This window comes from Streptomyces sp. RLA012, from assembly GCF_056270325.1.
This window is the reverse complement of sequence record NZ_JBWDPA010000002.1, coordinates 2,726,072-2,748,670: the sequence shown is the minus strand read 5'-3', so window position 1 is coordinate 2,748,670 and position 22,599 is coordinate 2,726,072. Positions and strand designations below refer to the sequence as shown.

General features: G+C 71.9%; 16 protein-coding genes. 11 read left to right on the top strand and 5 right to left on the bottom strand.

Annotated features, from left to right (window positions below):
* Nucleotides 1-26 precede the first annotated feature (26 nt).
* The 3 genes from RV986_RS12745 to RV986_RS12735 all read left to right on the top strand — a co-directional run bounded on the left by RV986_RS12745 (nucleotide 27) and on the right by RV986_RS12735 (nucleotide 4,838).
* Nucleotides 27-2,507, top strand: a complete 2,481-nt coding sequence (locus RV986_RS12745) for a terpene synthase family protein (RefSeq protein ID WP_475917499.1) — start codon at nucleotides 27-29, stop codon at nucleotides 2,505-2,507.
* Between the two features lie 182 nt (nucleotides 2,508-2,689).
* Nucleotides 2,690-3,805, top strand: a complete 1,116-nt coding sequence (locus tag RV986_RS12740; RefSeq protein WP_475917498.1) for an aminopeptidase P family protein — start codon at nucleotides 2,690-2,692, stop codon at nucleotides 3,803-3,805.
* 94 nt (nucleotides 3,806-3,899) lie between these two features.
* The gene (locus RV986_RS12735) at nucleotides 3,900-4,838 is read left to right on the top strand and encodes an aminoglycoside phosphotransferase family protein (RefSeq protein ID WP_475917497.1); all 939 of its coding nucleotides are present in this window, start codon (nucleotides 3,900-3,902) and stop codon (nucleotides 4,836-4,838) included.
* A gap of 27 nt (nucleotides 4,839-4,865) precedes the next feature.
* Here the strand turns inward: RV986_RS12735 and treZ are convergent, their stop codons facing one another.
* Nucleotides 4,866-6,611, bottom strand: coding sequence for a malto-oligosyltrehalose trehalohydrolase (gene treZ / locus RV986_RS12730; RefSeq protein ID WP_475917496.1), 1,746 nt, complete (start codon nucleotides 6,609-6,611; stop codon nucleotides 4,866-4,868).
* A gap of 250 nt (nucleotides 6,612-6,861) precedes the next feature.
* Between treZ and RV986_RS12725 the strand changes: the two genes are divergently transcribed.
* From RV986_RS12725 to RV986_RS12715, 3 genes are all read left to right on the top strand, one after another.
* Entirely contained in the window at nucleotides 6,862-7,413 is a 552-nt protein-coding gene (locus RV986_RS12725) for an FHA domain-containing protein (RefSeq protein ID WP_475917495.1), read from the top strand.
* A gap of 225 nt (nucleotides 7,414-7,638) precedes the next feature.
* A complete protein-coding gene (locus tag RV986_RS12720; RefSeq protein ID WP_475917494.1) occupies nucleotides 7,639-9,006 on the top strand; it encodes a M14 family zinc carboxypeptidase in 1,368 nt (455 codons plus the stop codon).
* The gene (locus RV986_RS12715) at nucleotides 9,003-9,407 is read left to right on the top strand and encodes an SSI family serine proteinase inhibitor (RefSeq protein WP_475917493.1); all 405 of its coding nucleotides are present in this window, start codon (nucleotides 9,003-9,005) and stop codon (nucleotides 9,405-9,407) included. The genes RV986_RS12720 and RV986_RS12715 overlap by 4 nt, the downstream gene beginning before the upstream one ends.
* A gap of 83 nt (nucleotides 9,408-9,490) precedes the next feature.
* Here RV986_RS12715 and RV986_RS12710 read toward each other — a convergent pair whose 3' ends face one another.
* From RV986_RS12710 to glgX, 3 genes are all read right to left on the bottom strand, one after another.
* Nucleotides 9,491-10,741 (bottom strand): M14 family zinc carboxypeptidase, encoded by a 1,251-nt coding sequence (locus RV986_RS12710; RefSeq protein ID WP_475917492.1) that lies wholly within the window; start codon nucleotides 10,739-10,741, stop codon nucleotides 9,491-9,493.
* Nucleotides 10,742-11,094: 353 nt separating this feature from the next.
* Nucleotides 11,095-13,581 carry a malto-oligosyltrehalose synthase gene (treY, locus tag RV986_RS12705; protein WP_475917491.1) on the bottom strand — a complete coding sequence of 829 codons (2,487 nt, stop codon included), beginning with the start codon at nucleotides 13,579-13,581 and terminating at the stop codon, nucleotides 11,095-11,097.
* A 60-nt stretch (nucleotides 13,582-13,641) separates the two neighbouring features.
* On the bottom strand, nucleotides 13,642-15,798 hold the full coding sequence (gene glgX / locus RV986_RS12700) for a glycogen debranching protein GlgX (RefSeq protein WP_475917490.1): 2,157 nt from the start codon (nucleotides 15,796-15,798) through the stop codon (nucleotides 13,642-13,644).
* A 178-nt stretch (nucleotides 15,799-15,976) separates the two neighbouring features.
* On the opposite strand from glgX, the gene RV986_RS12695 reads away from it, so the two are divergent.
* From RV986_RS12695 to RV986_RS12680, 4 genes are all read left to right on the top strand, one after another.
* Nucleotides 15,977-16,795 carry a Tat pathway signal sequence domain protein gene (locus RV986_RS12695; RefSeq protein ID WP_475917489.1) on the top strand — a complete coding sequence of 273 codons (819 nt, stop codon included), beginning with the start codon at nucleotides 15,977-15,979 and terminating at the stop codon, nucleotides 16,793-16,795.
* A gap of 123 nt (nucleotides 16,796-16,918) precedes the next feature.
* Nucleotides 16,919-18,247, top strand: coding sequence for a copper amine oxidase (locus tag RV986_RS12690; RefSeq protein WP_475917488.1), 1,329 nt, complete (start codon nucleotides 16,919-16,921; stop codon nucleotides 18,245-18,247).
* Nucleotides 18,248-18,361: 114 nt separating this feature from the next.
* Nucleotides 18,362-19,600: an SAV2148 family HEPN domain-containing protein gene (locus tag RV986_RS12685; RefSeq protein WP_475917487.1), complete on the top strand. Its 1,239-nt coding sequence runs from the start codon at nucleotides 18,362-18,364 to the stop codon at nucleotides 19,598-19,600.
* A gap of 156 nt (nucleotides 19,601-19,756) precedes the next feature.
* A complete protein-coding gene (locus tag RV986_RS12680) occupies nucleotides 19,757-20,479 on the top strand; it encodes an exonuclease domain-containing protein (protein WP_475917486.1) in 723 nt (240 codons plus the stop codon).
* A gap of 20 nt (nucleotides 20,480-20,499) precedes the next feature.
* Here the strand turns inward: RV986_RS12680 and RV986_RS12675 are convergent, their stop codons facing one another.
* Entirely contained in the window at nucleotides 20,500-21,363 is an 864-nt protein-coding gene (locus RV986_RS12675) for a phosphotransferase enzyme family protein (protein ID WP_475917485.1), read from the bottom strand.
* A 255-nt stretch (nucleotides 21,364-21,618) separates the two neighbouring features.
* Here RV986_RS12675 and RV986_RS12670 point away from each other — a divergent pair, with 255 nt between their 5' ends.
* A complete protein-coding gene (locus RV986_RS12670) occupies nucleotides 21,619-22,593 on the top strand; it encodes a carbohydrate ABC transporter permease (RefSeq protein ID WP_475917484.1) in 975 nt (324 codons plus the stop codon).
* Nucleotides 22,594-22,599 lie beyond the last annotated feature (6 nt).

Genomic DNA, 22,599 nt, shown 5'->3' with positions numbered 1-22,599 from the left:
CGGAGGGCCCTGGGTAGTGCCCGCCCATGACGCAGCCGTTCGAACTCCCGCACTTCTACATGCCGTACCCCGCACGGCTCAACCCGCATCTGGACGAGGCGCGGGCCCACACCGTCGAGTGGGCCCGCGGGATGGGCATGCTGGAGGGCTCCGGCATCTGGGAACAGTCCGACCTCGACGCGCACGACTACGGGCTGCTGTGCGCGTACACGCACCCCGACTGCGACGGCCCGGCCCTCTCGCTCATCACCGACTGGTACGTGTGGGTCTTCTTCTTCGACGACCACTTCCTGGAGACCTTCAAACGCACCCAGGACCGCGACGGCGGCAAGGCCTACCTGGACCGGCTGCCCCTCTTCATGCCGCTTGACCTCTCGACCCCCGTACCGGAGCCGGAGAATCCGGTCGAGGCGGGGCTCGCCGACCTCTGGGCGCGCACGGTGCCCGCGATGTCGGCGGACTGGCGCAAACGGTTCGCGGTGTCCACGGAACACCTGCTCAACGAGTCGATGTGGGAGCTGTCCAACATCAACGAGGGGCGGATCGCCAACCCCGTCGAGTACATCGAGATGCGCCGCAAGGTGGGCGGCGCCCCCTGGTCGGCGGGGCTCGTCGAGTACGCGACCGCCGAGGTGCCCGTCGCCGTCGCCGGGACCCGGCCGCTGCGGGTGCTGATGGAGACGTTCTCCGACGGGGTCCATCTGCGCAACGACCTGTTCTCGTACCAGCGGGAGGTCGAGGAGGAGGGAGAGCTCAGCAACGGCGTCCTCGTCCTGGAGACCTTCTTCGGCTGCACCACCCAGGAGGCCGCCGAGACCGTCAACGACATCCTCACCTCACGCCTGCACCAGTTCGAGCACACGGCCCTCACCGAAGTGCCCGCGCTCGCCGTGGCGAAGGGGCTCACCCCGGACCGGGTCGCGGCGGTCGCCGCGTACACCCAGGGGCTCCAGGACTGGCAGTCGGGCGGCCACGAGTGGCACCTGCGCTCCAGCCGCTACATGAACGAGGGAGCGGTGGAAGGCAGCCGTCCGCTCGGCCTCGCCGAGTTCGGCACCTCCGCCGTCGACGTCGGCGCCCTGCTCTCCGCGGCCGGGGCGCAGCGGCTGCGCAGGTACACCCATGTCCCGTACCAGAAGGTCGGCCCGTCCCGGCTCCCCGACTTCCACATGCCCTTCGAGGTCACCCTCAGCCCCCATCTGGACGGCGCCCGCGACCGCCTCACCGGCTGGATGTACGAGATGGGCATGCTCCAGGAGGGCGTCTGGGACGAGGACAAGCTGGAGGCGTACGACCTTCCGCTGTGCGCCGCAGGCATCCACCCGGACGCGACCGAGGAGGCCCTCGACCTCGGCTCGCAGTGGCTGGCCTGGGGCACCTACGGCGACGACTACTACCCGCTGGTCTTCGGGCACCGCCGCGATCTGGCGGCCGCCAAGCTGACCACCGACCGTCTGTCGGCCTGCATGCCCATCGACGGTGAGCCGACCCCGCTGCCGGTCAACGCCATGGAGCACGGCCTGCTCGACCTCTGGGCGCGTACGGCGGCGCGGATGACGCCGGACGCGCGGCGCAAGCTCCGGGGCGATGTGGACAAGATGACGGAGAGCTGGGTGTGGGAGCTGTCGAACCAGCTCCAGCACCGCATCCCCGACCCCATCGACTACCTGGAGATGCGCCGCGCCACCTTCGGCTCCGACCTCACCCTGAACCTGTGCCGCCTGGGCCACGGCCCCAAGGTCCCGCCCGAGGTCTACCGCAGCGGTCCCGTCCGGTCGCTGGAGAACGCCGCCATCGACTACGCGATGCTGATCAACGACGTCTTCTCGTACCAGAAGGAGATCGAGTACGAGGGCGAGGTCCACAACGCCATCCTCGTCGTGCAGAACTTCTTCGGCTGCGACTACCCGACCGGGCTCGGCATCGTCCACGACCTGATGACCCAGCGCATGCAGCAGTTCCAGCATGTGGCCACCCATGAACTGCCCGTCCTGTACGAGGACTTCAAGCTCTCGGAGGAGGCGCGCGCCATCATGGACGGCTATGTGGTCACGCTCCAGAACTGGCTGTCCGGAATCCTGAAGTGGCACCAGGACTGCCGCCGTTACGGCGCCACGGACCTGGCCCGTCGCGCCCACGGCTTCGTGCCGGACCGGGCCCCCACGGTGCCGTTCCCCGGGCCGGGGGCCGTGTCCGTCCCGGGGCCGGGCGCACGGGCGGAGTCCGCACCGGTGTACGGGCCGCCGCCCGGAGCGGGAGCCGTGCCGGTGTTCAGCCCCCCGGCGAAGGCGGAGACGGAAGCGGAAGCCCATCCCGCGTTCCGCCCGCCGACGGGGACGCCCGCCGTGCCGATGTCCGGCCCGCGGCCGGAGGAGGCCGGAGCCGCGCCGGAACCCACTGCGCGGACCGCGGAGGGTGTCGCCCCGTCGTTCACCCTGCCCAAGGGGTCGGGAGCCGCCGCGGAGTTCGGCCTGCCGACGGCGGAGGCGGCGCCTGTTCCGCACTGACATCCGCACGGAGGCTTCGCCGCACCGAACCGGCCCTCCTCCCGCCCCGGCCGGGCGAGCCCGAGGAGGGCCGGGGCACGGTCCCGGCCCGACATGGCCGCAACCGGCTCGCGCGCGCTTCGGCAAAGGGGCAGGATGCTGCCCGTAGCCCCTGGGGAAACTCCGGACATGCGGAGGCATGGATGACCGGCACGCCCGCGCCCTTCACCGCCGGTGACTACGAGGCCCGTATGCGGCGCGCGGCCGAGGCCGCCGCGGATGCGGGGCTCGACGGCGTCCTGATCGCCCCCGGGCCCGATCTGGTGTGGCTGACCGGCTACCGGCCCGTGGAGACCGAGCGGCTCACCCTGCTGGTGCTCAGGGCCGGACAGGACCCCGTACTGGTCGTGCCGACCCTGGAGGCCCCGGACGCGGCGGCGGCCGTCCCCACGCTGACGCTGCGCGACTGGACCGACGGCAAGGACCCGTACGAGGCGGCCGCGTCGCTCGTCCGCGGCGACGGCCGCTTCGGAGTCAGCGACAACGCCTGGGCCCTGCACCTGCTCGGCCTCCAGCAGCGGCTGCCGGACACACGGTATGTGGCCCTCACCGAAGCCCTGCCGATGCTGCGGGCGGTCAAGGACGCGGCGGAAGTGGGACGGTTGGCGGCCGCCGGAGCGGCCGCGGACGCCGCGTACGAAGAGATCCGGAAGGTTCCCTTCGCGGGGCGCAGGGAGGCCGACGTCGCCGCCGACCTGGCCGAGTTGCTGCGGCGGTTCGGGCACTCCCAGGTCGACTTCACCATCGTCGCCTCCGGCCCGAACGGCGCCAACCCGCACCACGAGGCCGGCGAGCGCGTCATCGGGCGCGGCGACATGGTCGTCCTCGACTTCGGCGGACTCAAGCACGGCTACGGCTCCGACACCTCCCGCACGGTCCACGTCGGCGAACCGGACGTCGAGGAGCGCCGGGTGCACGACGTGGTGCGCGCGGCCCAGGAGGCGGGCGTCGCCGCGGTCCGGCCGGGGGCCGCCTGCCAGGACGTCGACCGGGCGGCCCGCGCGGTCATCACCGAGGCGGGATACGGCGAGTACTTCATCCACCGCACCGGGCACGGCATCGGCGTCACCACCCACGAACCGCCGTACATGATCGAGGGCGAGGAGCGGCCCCTCGTGCCCGGGATGTGCTTCTCCGTGGAGCCCGGCATCTATCTGCCCGGCCGCTTCGGGGTGCGCATCGAGGACATCGTGACGGTGACCGAGGAGGGCGGATGGCGCCTCAACACGACCTCCCGCGAGATGGCGATCGTCGACTGACCGGCCCCCAGGAGCCCCCCGAACACCCACCGACGCCCTCAACGGCCCCAACGCCCCCAACGGCCCCAACGTCCTCAACGACAACGGCGCGACCATGACTCAGCAGGCCCCGACACCGACACCGACCGCGGACACCGTCCGCCGACTGGTCCGTGCACTGCTCGCCGAGAGCGAGGCGGCGGGCGCGGGACCCGACGTCCGGCCCGTCACCGAGGGCGGCGAGCACTCCACCTGGTGGGTCGGCACCCGTCATGTACTGCGGCTCGCCCAGGACCGCGAGGCCGTCGTACGCGGGCGCCGCGAGCTGCGGCTGCGCGACCTCGTCCGTCCGCTCATCGGCGTCGCGGTGCCCGCGAGCGTCGCGCACGGCGAGTGGGCGGCCGGACTGACCTACACCCTGGACACCCGGCTGCGCGGCCGCTCCGGCGAGGCCCAGGACGTCTCCGCGCTGGGGGAGGCCGACCTGGCCGCGCTGCTCACGGGGCTGCGCGAGGTGTCCGTACGGCAGGCCGAGGCGCTCGGGGTGCCACGCGCCGCGCCGCGCTCCCTGCAAGAGCTGCGGACCGCCGCGGAGCGGGCCGCCGAGCGGCTCGCCGACGACGACGAGTTCGATCCCGGGCGCCTCGCCCAGCTCACCGGGGCCGCCGCCGTCCAGCTCGCCGCGCAGACCGCGGCCGCCGTCCTCGTGCACCACGACCTCAAGGGCGAACACCTGGTGGTGAGCGGAGACGGGCGGGTGCGCGGCGTCCTCGGCTGGACCGACGCGGTCCTCGGAGACCCCGCCGAGGACATCGCCGGGCTGGCGGTCGCCGTCGGCGCCCCCGCCGCCGTACGCGCCGCCACCCTCGCCGGATACGGTGCCCGTCCCTGCCTGCGCGGCCTGTGGCTGGCCCGCTGCGACACGGTGCGCGGCCTCGCCGACCGTCTCCAGGGCCGCGACGCCGGCCCCCTGCTGCTGCTGCGGACCCGACTGGGCCGCGCCTGGGAGCCGATCCTCCTCGAACGGGTCACGGAACCGCCGGGCGACGACTGAACCGCCCGGCACGCCGTCCCCCGGTGCTCACACCTGCGTGAGCACCACGCACGACTCGCCCGGCACACTCAGCAGTCCGTCCGCGTCCGGCGCCCGCACCGGCTCCCACGCGGCCAGCACGCGCGCGTGGCGCAGGCCCAGCGGGATCGTGGCGGCCTCCTGGCCCAGGTTCACGGCCACCCGGACGTCCCCGCGCCGCAGCGCCAGCCAGCGGGCCTGATCGTCGTGGGCGACCTTGACGGCGGCGAGATCGGGGTCCGAGAGGTCGGGCCGGCGGCGGCGCAGGGCGATCAGCTCGCGGTACCAGGCCAGCACGCGCGCGTGGGGGGCCTTCTCGGGCTCCGACCAGTCCAGGCAGGAGCGGTCCCGGGTCGCCGGGTCCTGCGGATCGGGGACGTCCTCCTCCGCCCAGCCGTGCGCCCCGAACTCCCGGCGCCTGCCCCGCCGTACGGCCTCGGCGAGCTCCGGATCGGTGTGGTCGGTGAAGAACTGCCAGGGCGTGCCCGCGGCCCACTCCTCGCCCATGAACAGCATCGGTGTGAAGGGCGCGGTGAGCGTCAGCGTGGCCGCGCAGGCCAGCAGCCCGGGCGAGAGGGACGCCGAGAGCCGGTCCCCCAGCGCACGGTTGCCGATCTGGTCGTGGGTCTGGGAGTAGCCCAGCAGCCGGTGCGCCGAGACACGCGTACGGTCGAGCGGGCGGCCGTGGCCGCGGCCACGGAAGGCCGAATAGGTGCCGTCGTGGAAGAAGCCGGAGGTCAGCGTCTTGGCGAGGGCGGTGAGCGGGGTCCGTGCGAAGTCCGCGTAGTAGCCCTGCGCCTCATCCGTCAGGGCGGTGTGCAGCGCGTGGTGGAAGTCGTCGTTCCACTGCGCGTGCAGCCCGAGACCGCCCTCCGCGCGCGCGGTGACGACCCGCGGGTCGTTCAGATCCGATTCGGCGATCAGGAAGAGCGGCCGGCCCAGGTCGTCGCAGAGCGCGTCCACGGCCGTGGACAGCGCCTCCAGGAAGTGCACCGCGCGGGTGTCCCGCAGCGTGTGCACCGCGTCCAGGCGCAGCCCGTCCAGCCGGTAGTCCCGCAGCCAGGCCAGCGCGCTGCCGACGAGATACGCCCGCACCTCGTCCGAACCGGGCGCGTCCAGGTTCACCGCGGCGCCCCAGGGCGTCTGATGGGTCTGCGTGAAGTACGGCCCGAACACGGGCAGATAGTTGCCGGACGGGCCGAGATGGTTGTGCACGACGTCGAGGACGACCCCGAGGCCCCGTTCGTGTGCCCGGTCGACGAAGCGCTTCAGCGCCTCGGGGCCGCCGTACGGCTCGTGCACGGCCCACAGGGAGACACCCTCGTACCCCCATCCGTGCCGTCCCGGGAACGGGCACAGCGGCATCAACTCGATGTGCGTGACGCCCAGTTCCGCGAGGTGCCCGAGCCGCTCGGCGGCCGCGTCCAGCGTCCCTTCACGGGTGTACGTCCCCACGTGCAGCTCGTACAGGACCGCGCCCGGCAGCGGGCGTCCCGTCCACTCGGTGCGCCAGGCGTACCGCTCCTGGTCGACCACCGCGCTCAGCCCGTCCGGACCGTCCGGCTGCCGCCGCGAGCGGGGGTCGGGACGGACGGGTCCGTCGTCCACCGCGAAGCCGTACCGCGTTCCGTCCTGCGCGTCCGCGTCGCCCGTCCACCACCCGGCGCGCTCCGGATCGCGCTCCAACGCGCGCGTGGCGCCCGCGCAGTGGAGCGACACACGGCCGGCCTCCGGTGCCCACACCTCGAACCGCACAGACGGTTCCCCCTTGTCGTCCACTCTCCGCGACGTGTTGTCGTCCGCTCTCCGCGACGTGGCGCGTCGTGACCCGGCACGTCCTGGCATGTCACGTCCATGGTGCTGCACATGAGATCAATTCGGCTTCGAATCCACCCTTTTGCCGTGTGTTCGCCACGTGATGGACGCGCGGATCCCCTCGGTCGGCGGCAGCCGCCGTTTCCGGGTCTTCTGGACACCCCGCTCCTACTGACCGACAATCACCAGCGTGACGTCGTCATTCGAGTTCCACACGTACCCCGCGCGGCTGTCGGACGCGGAGCGCGACCGGGCGCTGAAGGCTCTCCGTGACGGCGCCGCTCTCGGGCGCCTCTCGCACGACACGTTCATCCGGCGTATGGAACTGGCCCTCGCCGCCCGGCGCTCCGACGAGCTCGCCGTGCTCACCGCCGACCTGCCCACCGAGGGCCGCTGGGCGAAACTGGTGTTCGGTACCGTCGAGGCGGTCTCCGGCTTCACCGTACGGCTGCGCAGGGCCTGGCAGGCCGAGCGTCTCCCCAAGCTGCTGCTGCCCCACCCGGGCAACGGCCACCCGCTGCGGATCGGCCGCGACCCCGGGAGCGGGCTGCGGCTCAACCACGAGACGGTGTCCCGCGTGCACGCCGAGCTGAGGCGCCAGGGCGAGCTGTGGGTGCTGCGCGATCTCGGCTCGACCAACGGGACGACCGTCAACGGGCGGCGGGTGATCGGCGCCGTCGTCGTCCAGGAGGGCGACCAGATCGGCTTCGGACGCATCTCGTTCCGGCTCGCGTCGTCCTGACGCCCCTGAGGGAGGACCTGACGATCCCGCCCTTCAAGGGGGCAGGATCTGACGATCCCCTGGGACCGGATCGGATGATTCCGATGGGCCGGGACCGAGCTCTGGCCCTGGTTTCACTCACCGATTTACTCAAGTTCCCTTACGTTCGATGGTGTTGACGTACCTCCACAGCCGTGACTGACTGTGCGTACACCATGCACACCAGGTGAACCGACGGCACCACATTTGTGGAGGTGTGCCCTGCCGCCACTCCTCCGCTACCCGACCGTGGACGAGCTGAGCGCCCGTGCGGCCGCACTCGTCGCCCGTCGTCCGCGCGATGCCCGACTGCGCCGCGTGGGCACGTCACGGGCGGGCACCCCGATGTGGCTGCTGTCCGTCGGGCACGGCAGCCGCCAGGCCCTCGTCGTCGCCGGACCCCACGCCAACGAACCCGTGGGCGGCGCCACCGCCCTGCGCCTGGCCGAACGGGCGCTCGCCGACCCCCGGCTGCGCGAAGGCGCCGACGCCACCTGGAACCTGCTGCTCTGCCTCGACCCCGACGGCGCCCGCCGCAACGAGGCCTGGCTGTCCGGCCCGTACACCCTCGGCCACTACTTCCGGCACTTCTTTCGCCCCGGCTTCCTCGAACAGCCCGAGTGGCTGCCCGAGGGCGCGGCCGGCGTCACCCTGCCCGAGACCCGCGCCCTCCTCGACCTCCAGGACGAACTGCGGCCCTTCTTCCAGTGCTCCCTGCACGGCGTCGACGTCGGCGGCGCCTTCGTCGAACTGACCCGCGAGCTGCCCGGCCTCGCCCAGCGCGTCGCGCACACGGCGGCGCGCCTGGGCATCCCGCGCGAGCTGGGGCCGTACGACACCCTGTACTGGCCGACCCTCGGCCCCGCCGTCTACCGCATCCCGCCGCCGCACCCGGGCGATCTCGCCGCCGCCATCACCGAGGCCGCGGTCGAGTCCACCTGGTTCCACCCGCACCGGTACGGCACCGTGACCGCGGTCGTCGAGGCTCCCATGTGGGGCGTGGCGGCCGTGGAGGACGCCACCCGGCCCGCCGACGCCGACGCGGTGCTGCGCTCCGTCAGCCATACGCTGCGCCAGGACACCCGGCTGCTGGAGGGCATCCTCGGGCGGGTCCGTCCCGGCCTCGACACCTCTGCGGACGCGGCCCGCCTCCTCGCCCCCGTCGACGACTATTTACTCGTGGGACCCGGGCTGGCCGACTCCTGGGACCCCGATGTGCCGGACGCCGGGGGGCGGCCCCTGCCGCCGCTCGACACCGCCCGCCTGACGGCCCTGCGTCTCGCCGGACGCCGGGTGGCGCTGCGCACGGCCGGGCTGCTGCATCAGCTCGTGACCGGCTCCGGGCACGATCCGGGCGAGGCGCTGCCGGAGCTCGACCGGCTGATCGACGCGTGGTGCGGCGACTACCGCGAGGGCTGCGGGGCCCGCTGGATCCCGGTCGCACGCCAGGTCGAGTACCAGGCGCGGGTGGTGATCGCCGCGTTCGAACTCGCCGGGCGTCACGCACGCGTGCGCTCGCATTCGGGTGAGACGGGCTGGGGTTCGCAGGCCGCGCTGCCGATGCATCGGGAATGACGAGAAATCCTCAAGCGGTACGTCACACGCTGCTCGCGGCGGTCGCCCTCTTCACCCTGGGCGCGGCCCCGGCGGCGCCCCACGGGACCGACACCGGCAACTGGCTCTACCTCACCGTCACCACTGCCGACACACAGTCGAGCAGCACCCGTGGCACGACGCTGCGCTGCGACCCGCCCCAGGGGCACGCCCACGCGGCCGAGGCCTGCGCCGAACTCGCCACCGTCGAGGGCGACATCTCCCGGATCCCGCCCAGGCCCGACACCATCTGCTCGATGATCTACGGTCCGGTCACCGCAACCGCGCACGGGGAGTGGGCGGGCCGCGAGGTGACGTACTCGCACACCTTCTCGAACTTCTGCGTGATGGGCGCCGAGACGGGAGCGGTGTTTGCCATGTAGGGCTGAGCCGGATGCCTGGATGCCTGGATGCCCGGATGCCCGGATGTCGGACGTTCTGAGGTTCAGGCATCAGGTATCAGGCGTCAGGCGGCGCTGTCGCGCGCGTGCCGGGCTGCCGCGACCACCGTGCGGGACTGGTGCTCGACCTGGTGCTCCAGAGGAACCCAGCGGGCGCGGAAGCGTTCGGCGAAGGCCTCGCTCCAGGTGGCCACGAGGCGTTCGAGGCCCGGCGCCGCCCGGTCGTCGGCCTCCTGGAGGACCCGCAGCAGCATCGCGGCGGCCCGCAACGGGAGCCGGCGCCCGAAGGCGTCCACACTGCCGACGTACGCCATCGTCGTGTCCGGAGGCGACGTCCGCACCCAGTCCTCGGCCAGGCCCGGCACCAGCTCCAGCGCCCACTTGGCGGCCCGCAGAAGCGGCCCGTCGGGGCCCGGGAGGCGTGGCAGGACCTCCGTGAGCACCGTCTCCACCTGGAGCGCGTCCCGCAGCAGCCGGTGCGCCAGGCGTCGCAGTGCCGCGGCCGGGGCGGGGTGCGGCGCCGGGTCGTCCACCAGGTCGCTGGCCCACATCGGCACCTCGACCACCGCGGTCAGACCGCCGTACCGGTGGGCGTGGTACCAGGTGCTGTGCCGGGCGTCGTCGGGCATGCTCGGGTAGGCCGCGTCCGAGCCGGGGGCCGGCATCACATGCACCCCGGGCCCCGAGGCGGGCCAGCCCGCGGCGTCCGACGCGCCCGTCTCCACCGGGATGTGCAGCTCCGCCGCGGACTTGGCGAACGGTTCGGCGAGCCCCGGGATGTCCTTGGTCAACTGCACCCAGCTGCCGCCGAGGTCGGTCCCGTGCAGGGTCACCTGAAGGTAGGGCCGCAGCTCGTCGATGACCCGGGTGAGAGCGCGGGTCTCCGGGGGCAGCCGGTCGGGCGGCAGGACGGAGGGCGACCACTCGGGCTGTTCGGGGCCGGCCGGACGGAAGAACCCGAGGTGGTAGTCGAGCAGCGTCCGCGGCGCGGGTGTCACATGCAGGCTCGCGCCGTCCGGGTCCGCGCAGAGCAGGAAGTGCCAGGAGGTGTCGGCCCGTAACTCCCGCTCGTGCAGTACACGTTCGGCCAGCGACAGGAGTGTCGAGCCGCCGGTCGGTTCGTTCGCGTGGGCGCCCGCCACGACGAGCACCGCACGCCGCGCGTGGCCGACGGACAGCAGGTGGAGGGGTCTGCCCGCGCGTGAGACGCCCACTTGTCTCAGTACGCTCAGGCCGGGCCGGTGGGCCGCCAACGCCCGGGCGGACGAGACGATTTCGGTCACACTTGGGTAGCGCAACTCCGGCAGGAGACTCACCCCCGACTTGTCCGCCCTGCGTCGCTTTCCGCAGTACTCCACGGTATGGGAGAACTGTCAAGCAGCCGACGGGGCGGCTCCCCGGGGCGCCAGGTGGCATTGATCTCCGTCAGGGCCGGTGGACAGGGCGCGGGAGGCGCCCCCGACGCCGGGCGCGCACGGTCCGACTGCCGGGAACCACCGTGGGTGCCCCGCCGCGACGGGCGCGGCGCCGTTCACTCCCGCGCGCCGTCCGTCCGGTGCGGGCCCCGGGCGCGTGCGCGGCCGTGAGCCGGTCGCCAGGACGACGCTCCGGCGCGCGTGGAGCCCCGACCACCCGCGCGAGGGCTCCCGGCCCGGCGCGGAGGGACTGATCAGCCGTTCCCCGCGGAGCCCGCCGGTCCGCCTCCACCGACCCGCTCCAGCAGCACCACCGGCAGCCGCTCGAAGAGCTCCGCCACGCGCGCGTGCCCGATGAACTCCCGCCCCGGAGCGAGCGCGTCCGCCCACCGTCCCTCGGGGAGCGCGAGCCGGGTGTCGCGCCAGCCGCCCGCGTCCGTGAGGCGCAGCGACAACCGCGTGACGGCCGAGATCACCTCTCCGGAGCGGACGAACCCCACCCAGTGGGCGGCGCCCGGACCCTCCGCCGTCAGCGGTGCGTACGTCGCCGAGTCGCCGAAGACGGCGGGGCGCCGCGCCCGCAGCCGCAGTGCCGCCGCGGTGAGCGCGGCCTTCTCCGCGGACAGCTCCGAAGCCGCTTCCGAAGCCCCTTCCGGAGCCGCCTCCGCCCCGTCCGAAGACCCGTCCGAAGACCCTTCCGGGGGCTGTTGCCCTGGTGTGAACGGCTCCCGGTTGTCCGGGTCCACGAGCGCCAGGTACTCGCCCTCGGTGCCCTGGTAGACGTCCGGCACCCCGGGCATCGTCAGATGGACCAGAGCGGCCCCCAGGACGTTCGCCCGGACGTGCGGGGCGAGCCCGGCCCGGAAGTCGGTCACGTGCCGCCCGGGCGCCCCGCAGGGCCCCGCGGCGACGAACGCCGCCACCGCCTCCTCGTACGCGGGGTTCTGCTCGGTCCAGGAGGTGTTCAGCCCGGCCTCCCGGACGTGCTTCAACAGCGCCTCCCGGACGCGTTCCCCGTCGGCCGGGCCGAGCCCGAACACCGTCTGCCACGCGGCCCACGCCAGCTGGGGGTCGGGAACGCCCGCCGTCCCGTCGCGGGTCACCTCGGCCAGCACGTCGCCCCAGCGCTCGGGGCACTGGGTGAGCAGCGACAGGGCCGCGCGGACGTCGGCGCTGCGTTTGGTGTCGTGGGTCGACAGGGCGGTGCCGGTGGCGGGCCAGTCGCGCTGCACGCGCGCGCAGTAGGCGTGGAAGTCCTCGGGGGCGACGGCCGGAGCGCTCGGGTTCCCGCCCACCTCGTTGGCCGACAGCAGGGGCACATAGCGGTAGAACGCGGTGTCCTCCACGGACTTGGCGCGCAGCGCGGACGAGATCTGCGCGAACCGGGCCCGGAACTCCGCGTGCTCCGGGCCGTCACCGGCCCGCCCGAGCACCAGGTCCCGTACGACGTCCACGGCGTGGGCCTCTTCGGGCATCGTGTACGCGGTGCGGGCCTCGGCGGCGGCCGCCTCGGTCACGACCAGGGAGGCGTCCGTGGAGGGATACGGCCGGTACACCTCCATGCGTACGAGGAGTTCCCGCAGCGCGGTGCCCAGCGCCCAGGGGGCATGGTCGCGCAGCCCGGGGTCCGGGGAGGCGGCGCACAGCCGGCTCGCCGCGCGGGTGAGGCGGTCGAACTCCGTGGCCAGCTCGTGCGTGATCACCTTGTACGCCGCCCGGCGCACCGTCGCCTCCCAGTGGCCGCCCCGGTCGGCCTGGGGGGCCGCGAACCGCCGGTACTGGCCGAGGAGTTCCCCCGCGCCCGCCGGATCCACGAAGAGGCCGTCGACGTGCCGCAGCGCGTCGTAGCCGGTGGTGCCCGCGACGGGCCAGGCAGCGGGCAGCGGCTCGCCGTCCGCGAGGATCTTCTCGACCACCGTCCAGCGCCCGCCGGTCGCCTCGTGGAGGCGGCGCAGATAGGCGTCCGGGTCCGCGAGACCGTCCGGATGGTCGATGCGCAGCCCGTCGACCACGCCGTCGTCGAGCAGCTCCAGGATCTTCGCGTGGGTCGCCGCGAACACCTCCGGGTCCTCGACGCGCACTCCGACGAGCTCCGAAATGCTGAAGAAGCGGCGGTAGTTCAGCTCGGTGCGGGCCAGCCGCCACCAGGCCGGGCGGTACCACTGCGCGTCGAGGAGCCGTGGCAGCGGCAGCCGCTCCGTGCCCTCGCGCAGCGGAAACACGTGGTCGTAGTAGCGCAGTACGTCGCCGTCGACCTTCAGCCGGTCGATCTCCGTGCCGAGCCGGCCGCCGAGCACCGGCAGCAGCACCTGACCGCCCTGGGCGTCCCAGTCGATGTCGAACCAGCGTGCGTACGGGGACTCCGGGCCCTCGCGCAGCACCTCCCACAGGGCGTGGTTGTGGCGCGGGGCCATCGCCATGTGGTTCGGCACGATGTCGACGACCAGGCCGAGGCCGTGCGCCCGTGCCGTGCGGGCCAGGGAGCGCAGCCCCCGCTCGCCGCCCAGCTCGCCCCGCACACGGGTGTGGTCCACCACGTCGTAGCCGTGGGTCGAGCCCGGGACGGACTCCAGGACGGGGGAGAGGTGCAGATGGGAGACGCCGAGCGCGGCCAGGTACGGCACGACCGACTCGGCGGCCCCGAAGGGGAACTCCGGCTGCAGCTGCAGCCGGTAGGTGGCGGTCGGCGCAGCGGGTACCACCGGGGCCGGGATCTCCGGTTCGGGACGCTCAGGAGTCATGGTGACCTACGTACCCGCCTCTCCCTCTTTCGTGTCATCGACGTACGTCCGAATGACCGGCTACGCGGGCCGTTGCAGCACCGTCAGGCTCCGGTCGATCAGCGTCAGCCGGTCCCCGGCCTGGACCTTCGCGCCCGTGCCCGGCGTCACCCCCTCCGGGAGGGCGGTGTCGACCACGACCTGCCACTGCCGTCCGTGGTTGACCGGCACCACGAAGTCCAGCGGCTTGGCGGAGGCGTTGAACATCAGCAGGAAGGAGTCGTCGGCGATGTGCTCCCCGCGCGGGCCCGGCTCGGAGATCGCGTTGCCGTTGAGGAAGACGGACAGCGCCTGCGCCTGTGTGGACCCCCAGTCGCGCTGGGTCATCTCCGTGCCCGCCGGGGTGAACCACGCGATGTCCGACAGCTCGTCGTGCGTGCCCTGGACGGGACGGCCGTGGAAGAAGCGGCGCCGCCGGAACACGGGATGGTCGCGGCGTAGCCACACCATCGCGCGCGTGAAGTCGAGCAGTCCGCCGTCGCCCTCGCCCTCGCCCTCACCGTCGCCGTCGCTCTCGTCCTCGCCGCCGTCCTCGGGCCACGGCACCCAGGCCAGCTCGCTGTCCTGGCAGTAGGCGTTGTTGTTGCCGTTCTGGGTGCGTGCGAACTCGTCGCCGTGGCTGAGCATCGGCACGCCCTGGGAGAGCATCAGGGTGGCGATGAAGTTGCGCTTCTGGCGGGCCCGCAGCGCGAGTACGCCCTCGTCGTCGGTGTCGCCCTCGGCCCCGCAGTTCCAGGACCGGTTGTGGCTCTCACCGTCGCGGTTGTCCTCGCCGTTGGCGTGGTTGCGCTTGTTGTTGTACGAGACGAGGTCGTTGAGCGTGAACCCGTCGTGGCAGGTCACGAAGTTGATGGAGGCGAGCGGCCGGCGTCCGTCGTCCTGGTAGAGGTCCGAGGAGCCGGTCAGACGGGAGGCGAACTCCGCCAGCGTGCGCGGCTCGCCGCGCCACAGGTCCCGTACGGTGTCGCGGTACTTGCCGTTCCACTCGGTCCACAGCGGTGGGAAGTTGCCCACCTGGTAGCCGCCCTCGCCGACGTCCCAGGGTTCGGCGATCAGCTTCACCTGGGAGACCACCGGGTCCTGCTGCACCAGGTCGAAGAACGAGGACAGCCGGTCCACCTCGTGGAACTGGCGGGCCAGCGTCGCCGCGAGGTCGAAGCGGAAGCCGTCGACATGCATCTCGGTGACCCAGTAGCGCAGCGAATCCATGATCAGCTGGAGCACGTGCGGTGAGCGCATCAGGAGCGAGTTGCCGGTGCCCGTGGTGTCCATGTAGTAGCGGGGGTCGTCCGCGAGCCGGTAGTACGAGGCGTTGTCGAGGCCCCTGAAGGACAGCGTCGGGCCCAGGTGGTTGCCCTCGGCGGTGTGGTTGTAGACCACGTCCAGGATGACCTCGATCCCGGCCTCGTGCAGTGCCCGGACCGCCGACTTGAACTCCAGGACCTGCTGGCCGCGGTCGCCCCAGGAGGCGTACGTGTTGTGCGGGGCGAAGAAGCCGATCGTGTTGTAGCCCCAGTAGTTGTTGAGGCCCATCTCCACCAGCCGGTGGTCGTTCACGAACTGGTGCACGGGCATCAGCTCCAGCGCGGTGACCCCCAGTTCCGTCAGGTGTTCGATGATCGCCGGGTGGGCGAGTGCCGCGTAGGTACCGCGCAGTTCCTCGGGCAGCGCCGGATGCCGCATCGTGAGGCCCTTCACATGGGCCTCGTAGATCACGGTGTGGTGGTACTCGGTACGCGGGCGCCGGTCGTCGCCCCAGTCGAAGTACGGGTTGACCACCACCGACGTCATGGTGTGCGGGGCCGAGTCCAGGTCGTTGCGCTTGTCGGGCGTCCCGAACGGATAGCCGTACACCTCCTCGCCCCACGTGACCGAGCCGCTGATCGCACGTGCGTACGGATCAAGCAGCAGCTTCGCGGAATTGACACGCTGTCCACGCTCGGGCGCGTACCGCCCGTGCACCCGGAACCCGTACCGCTGCCCGGGCATGATCCCCGGCAGATAGGCGTGCCGTACGAACGCGTCGCTCTCGCGCAGCTCGACCGCCGTCTCCGAGCCGTCGTCCTGCAGCAGACACAGCTCGACGCGGTCGGCGGCCTCCGAGAAGACCGCGAAATTGGTACCGGCGCCGTCGTACGTGGCACCGAGTGGATATGCCTCTCCAGGCCAGACCTGCATGGATACGACTCTTCCAGTTGTGCCGCGCCCCTGGGGGCGACTCCGAACCGAGTCTCCCCGAAAGTGAGGGAACCTCCTATGACTTACGACCCTCTTACCCGCTGACCAGGCATACGTCGTATGCCGAACCAGTGGGACTCAATTCACTCCTGGAGAAACAGAAGGAGTAGGGGGAAACGTGCGCAAGACAGTGCACCGCCATCTGGGAAAGGTGGTGGCGGGTGCGGCCATCGCGGTGGCCGGGACGGCCGTGATGGTCGGGGTCACCCTTCCGGGCTCGGCGGGGGCCGACGAAGGCTCGGGCGGCCTCCGGAGCGGCAGCGGGACCGCGCAGCAGGCAGGACAAGGGCAGGGACAGGGGCAGGCGGTCGTCGAGCCCGGTGTCGTCGAGCAGGCTCCGGCCGAGGGCGACAAGGGCACCGGCCGTGACCCGCTCACCGACGACGAGACCCAGCGCGTCGAGCGGATCGCGGTGAACCGGCAGCTGTTCGGCTCCAGCGAGAACGTCGAGGGGCAGCGCGGCCCGCAGCGCATCGGCGTCGACCTCGCCGATCCGGAGGAGAACGAACTCGACGACCCGGACGCGCCGCGCCGCGCGGACGTCACGTTCTACGACTACAAGGACGACACGCTCGTCACCAAGACCGTCAACCTCGCCACCGGGAAGGTGGAGCGGACGGACACCCAGCGCAGCGTCCAGCCTCCCATCAGCCACGACGAGATGACCGAGGCCGCGAAACTGCTGATCACCGATCCGCTGGGCGCGGGCCTGCGGGCCGACTACAAGGACGCCACCGGCAACACGCTCACCTCGCCCGACCAGCTGACGCTGAACAGCATGGTCTACCGGGCCACGCCGGGCGTCCAAGGCCTCCTCGCGAAGTGCGGCGAGCACCGCTGTGTGAGGCTCTTCCCGAAGGTCAAGAACGGGTCCTGGATCGACAGCCGTGCGCTGGTGATCGACCTGAGCGCCCGCAAGGTCGGCAAGCTCGGCTGAGCCGCGACCGGCGTGCTCCCGGCGGCTGGGCCGCCTCCGTTCGCTCTTTCCCAGGTACCTCCTTCCTTCTTCTTTCTCAGGTACCTCCTTCTTCCGCATGCTTTCGCAAGGAGTCTCTTCGTCATGCGCGTGAACAGAATCAGCCGTGCCCGCAGCCGGACGGCGGTCGGCCTCTCGGTGGCCGCACTCGCCGTCGGCGCGACGACGGCCGCGGGCCCGGCGGCCGCCCAGTCCAAGGCCGCGCCCACGGCGGCCGCGGCGGCCGCCGGCTGCAGCACGGCGTACAAGATCGAGCAGAAGCTCTCCACCGGCACCACCTGGCGCATGTGCTGGCACTACGAGAGCGAGGCCGGGCTCGTCCTGGAGAACGTCTCGTACCAGCCCAAGGGGGAGGCCCAGCCGATCAAGGTCCTCACCAGCGCCAAGCTCGGCCAGATCCACGTCCCCTACGACGACGGCAAGGCCGAGTACGACGACCTCACGAGCGCCGGCTTCGGCCAGGGCCTGATGAAGATGGCGCCGGGCGAGTGCCCCGGCGGCACCATCAAGACCGTGAAGATCCCCAACGCCTGGGACCCGCAGCACGCGAACGTCAACGGCCTGTGCACCACCACCCGTTCGCGGGGCCACGCCTACCGCATGCAGGCCGACACCGGGAACAAGGTCTTCCAGACGCAGGGCAAGGACCTGCTGATCTACACCGTCAACCAGGTCGGCTGGTACGAGTACATCAGCGAGTGGCGCTTCCAGGACGACGGCACCATCAGCATGAACATCGGCGCCACGGGCAGCCTCTCGCCCGGTGACTACGACGCGGGCGACGGCCGCGGCTGGCCCATCGGCAAGGGCGCCAAGGCCTACGCCACCAGCCACAGCCACAACGTCTTCTGGCGGCTCGACTTCGGCCTCGACGGCTCCTCCAAGAACAAGATCGAGCAGTACGACTCGGTGGTCAGCCCGCCCCGCAACGGCGACGAGGGCCCGACCAACAAGACCACCCGCACCAAGGTCACCAAGGAACTCGCGGGCGACGCCAAGAACATGCGCTGGTGGCGCGTCGTCAGCGCCACCGGCAAGAACAAGGACAACCACGCCCGCAGCTACGAGATCGTCCCGGGTGCCACCACCAAGTACCTCGGCCGCCCCTTCACCAAGCACGACGTGTACTTCACCGAGTACAAGAAGTGCGAGCAGTTCGCCACCGACAACCTGCTCAACTGCGGTGCCGGAGCGGGCAAGACCGTCGACAAGTACGTCAACGGACAGACGCTCACCCACCCCATAGTCTGGGTCAACGTGGGCTTCCACCACATCGCGCGCGACGAGGACCAGCAGCCCATGCCGGTCCACTGGCAGGGCTTCTCCCTCGCCCCGCGTGACGTCACCGCTATGAATCCGCTCACTCCGCCGGAGCTCGCCAATCAGAACGGGCATGTCCAAGACGGAAGTTGAGAAACGACCTGTCCATCGGGCTGCACCGCCCACCGCTCCCGGAGTACCCTTCCTTGATCGTTGAGTGGGGCTGGCCCCACGGGAGAGCTCGGGGGAGCGGAAGGCGGTGCGCGGGTGGGCTCGGGAGGGCTGGAGTTGCCTCCTGGTGACGAGGGTCACGAGGGGAACTCCACAGATGTCCCACCCGGCGCGGTGTCCCTGGCGCGGCCGATGGAAATGGGATCCATTGGACCGGAACTGGACTGGGGCGCCGACGCCTGGCGCGAGGTGCGTACGCGCGCCCAGCGAGCCGGGCGTGCCTACATCTGGCTGAATCTGGTCGAGCAGCGGCTGCGCGCGGTCGTGGCCGCTGTTCTCCGTCCCATCTACGAACCCGTCCACGGCGACGACTGGGTGGTCGCCGCCGCCGGACCCGCCGGGCAGGAGTGGGTACAGCGCGCGGTCGCCGTACGGGAAGTCAGCCGCCGCAAGGGCTATCTGCTCGACCCGGCCGACGACAACGTGCTCAGCTTCCTCACCCTGCCGCAGCTGCGTGAGCTGATGGTGCAGCACTGGCCGTGCTTCGAGCCCTACTTCGACGAGCGCCGGGACGTCGAACTCGCCCTGGACGAGCTGGAAGTCACCCGGAACGTGGTCTCCCGCAACCGGGCCCTGTCCGAGGCCGTCCTGAACCAGGCCGAGCGGGCCGCGGCGAAGCTCCTGGAGATCCTCGGCGCCGGCAGCGACGTGCCCTCCGCGCGGCGGCTGCCCGTCGACGCCGTGGAGGACCTGGTCGGCGACCGGTACGCGGACGTGGTGGGTGTCCACTCGGACCGGGTGCGGCTGCTGCGCCAGTTCCCCGCCGAGGACCTCTTCGGCGGCGCCCGCCGTCTGGACGCCATCGGTATCGGCCTCAACCTGCTGGTGCAGAACTTCTCCGGGCGACGGCTCGTACGCCTCGCCGAGTCGGGCTGCCGGGTGCGGTTGCTGTTCCTGAACCCGGCGTCCAGCGCGGTCAAGCGGCGTGAGCGCGAACTCGGCCTCAAGCGGGGCGAGTTGAGCCGCGCCGTCGAGATGAACATCCTGCACATGCGGCGGGTGCGGGCCAGGCTGCGCGATCCCGGCGCGTTCGAGATCCAGGTGTACGACGAGACACCGCGCTTCACGGCGTATCTCGTCGACGGGGACGGCTCGGACGGCATCGCGATCATCCAGTCCTATCTGCGCCGGGCCCGCGGCATGGAGGCGCCGGTGCTGGTGCTGCGTGGTGGCGGCCGTGTCGTCAAACCGGACGATATAGATGAGGAAGGGCTCTTTCCGACGTATCGCGAGGAGTTCGAGGTGGCTTGGGCCGATTCGCGGCCGGTGTCCTGAAACGTCACTCTTCCCGGCAGCGACTTCGGTCGTGGCTTCGGATGTGGCTTCGGATGTGGCGGCGGCGGTAAGCGGAACGCGGTCCTCGGATTGTCAGTGGGTCATGGGATCGTGGAGACCACTGGGGGAAAGCACCACGAAGAAGGGGGGCCGCCCATGGGCTGGCACCAGGAGCTGCTGATCGGCTTCGACCTGGAGACGACCGGGACCGATCCGCGCGAGGCGCGCATCGTCACGGGCGCCGTGATCGAGGTCAAGAGCGGAGAGCCGATGGGGCGCCGTGAGTGGCTGGCCGATCCGGGCGTGGAGATCCCGGCGGACGCGGTGGCGGTGCACGGCATCTCCAACGAGCGGGCGGCGACCGAGGGCAGCCCCGCCGACCGGGTCGCCGACGCGATCGCGGAGGTCCTCGTCGGGTACTGGAAGACGGGTGTCCCCGTCGTCGCGTACAACGCGGCCTTCGACCTGACCCTGCTCTCCGCCGAACTGCGACGGCACGGACTGCCGTCGCTGCGCGACCGGCTCGGCGGCATCGACCCCGCCCCGGTCATCGACCCGTACACGATCGACCGCTCCGTCGACCGCTACCGCCGCGGCAAGCGCAACCTCGAAGCCGTCTGCACGGAGTACGGCGTTCCGCTGGAATCCGCCCACGACGCCTCGGCCGACGCCCTGGCCGCGGCCCGGCTGGCCGGCGCGATAGCCGGCCGCCACCCGAAGGTCGCGGCCCTCGGCCCGGCGGAGCTGCACCGCCGCCAGATCGAGTGGTACGCCGAATGGGCGGCCGACTTCCAGAGCTTCCTGCGCCGCAAGGGAGAGACGGACGCGGTGGTCGACGGGACATGGCCGCTGCGGGACCTGGCGGACGACAAGGTCTGACGGCGACGGGCGCGGTTTCGTCAGAACGGGTACCAGCGCACCGCCTCGTCGCCGTCCCGCAGTGACGCCACCCGCCGCTCGAACTCGGCCAAGGCCTTCGGGTTGCTCGGCGCGTGCTGGGCGACCCAGGCGCAGCTGGCGGTCTCACGCGCTCCCCGGAGCACGGAACAGCCCTCCCACTCGCGCACGTCCCAGCCATAGGCCTCGGTGAAGGAGGCGTACGCCTCGGCGGCCAGGCCGTAGCGGTCGCGGGAGAGGGCCATGACCACCAGGTCGTGCTCGCGCAGATCGGCGGAGAAGGTCTCCAGGTCGACCAGGACCGGACCGTCGGGACCGACATGGACATTGCGGGGCAGCGCGTCGCCGTGGATCGGGCCCGGCGGCAGGTGCGGGGTGAGCGCCGCCGCGGCCGCCGCGAAGCCGTCGCGCCGCGCCCGCAGATACGCCGCGTCCGCCGGGTCGATCGCCTCGCCCGCCAGACGCAGCCAGCGCTCCACACCGCCCAGCAGCTCGCGGGGCGGCAGGGCGAAGGAGGGGGAGGGCAGTGCGTGCACCACCCGCAGCAGTTCGGCCAAATCCCGGGGCTCGGCCGGGCGCACGGGATCGGGCAGCCGATGCCACACCGTCACCGGGTGACCGTCCACCAGCAGCGCCTTGGCCTCGGCCGCCCGCACCGCCGGGACACCCGCCCCGGCGAGCCAGGCCGCGATGTCCAGTTCCCGCCAGGCACGGTCGAGGAGTTCGGCGTCGCGCCCCACCTTGACCACCAGGTCACCGGCGGCGAACACCGCGTTCTCGCCCAGGGCGAGGAGCGCCGCGTCCCGTGCCGGCCCCGGCAGCACCTCCGCCGCGGCCAGTACGTCCCGCGCCCGTGCCTCGTCCATGCTTCGCCTCCGTGTCCTCGCGCACAGCCCTGGCGTGCGACTGCGCGTACGACCTTCGTGTACGGCGTCGTGTTCCCGCCATCCGTCGGCCAGTGTCGCATTCGCACAGGTCGGACCACGTGCGAGGTGCCTTGACGACCCGCACCTCCGTCAGCACCATGACGGGGGCCGCCGGACCGCCCCATCCGCCATCAGCCGTGCGAAGGAGCCGATTCGATGACATGGGCGATTCGACGACATGGGTGACTCAATGACATGGGTGACTCGATGACCTCGGCGACCTCGGCGACCTCGGCGACCTCGGCGACCGCGACGAGGCGGTCGGCGCGACGCGTGCCCCGGGGAAACGGGAACCGGCGTCCCGTCGACCACGGGGCCTGGTTCCTGGTGCTGCCCGCGCTGATCCCGATCCTGGTCCTCAGCGTCGGACCGCTGCTCTACGGGATCGCGCTGGCGTTCACCGACTCCCAGTCGGGCCGGACCACACCCACCCGGTGGATCGGGGTCCTCAACTTCCAGGACCTGCTGCACGACACCCTGTTCTGGGACTCGTTCCGGATCGGTCTGCTGTGGGCGGTCGGGGTGACCGTGCCACAGTTCCTCCTCGCGCTGGGCCTCGCCCTGCTCCTCGACCAGGACCTCCGCTTCCGCCGGCTGGCGCGTGCCCTCGCGATCGTCCCGTGGGCCATGCCCGAGGTCGTCGTCGGCATCATGTGGCGGCTCGTCTACAACCCGGACGCGGGCATCCTCAACGAGACCCTGCGCGACCTCGGCCTCGGCGACGGCCACGACTGGCTGAGCGCTCTGGGCACCGCGCTGCCCGCGGTGATCGTCGTAGGGGTCTGGGCGGGCATGCCGCAGACCACCGTCGCGCTGCTCGCCGGACTGCAGAACACCCCGCGCGAACTCCACGAGGCGGCGGCGATGGACGGCGCGGGCGCCTGGCGCCGCTTCCTGACGGTCACCTGGCCCGCCCTGAGACCGGTCGCACTCGCCATCACGGCACTGAACCTCATCTGGAACTTCAACTCCTTCGCGCTGGTCTATGTGCTGACCAACGGCGGACCCGGCGGCCGTACCCGGCTCCCCATGCTCTTCGCGTACGAAGAGGCCTTCCGCTACGGACAGTTCGGCTACGCGGCGGCGATGGGCTGCGTGATGGTCGCGGTGATCTCGGTGATTCTGGCGCTCCGGCTGGTGAGCCGGCTGCGGGAAGGCGAGGACGTGTGAACACCG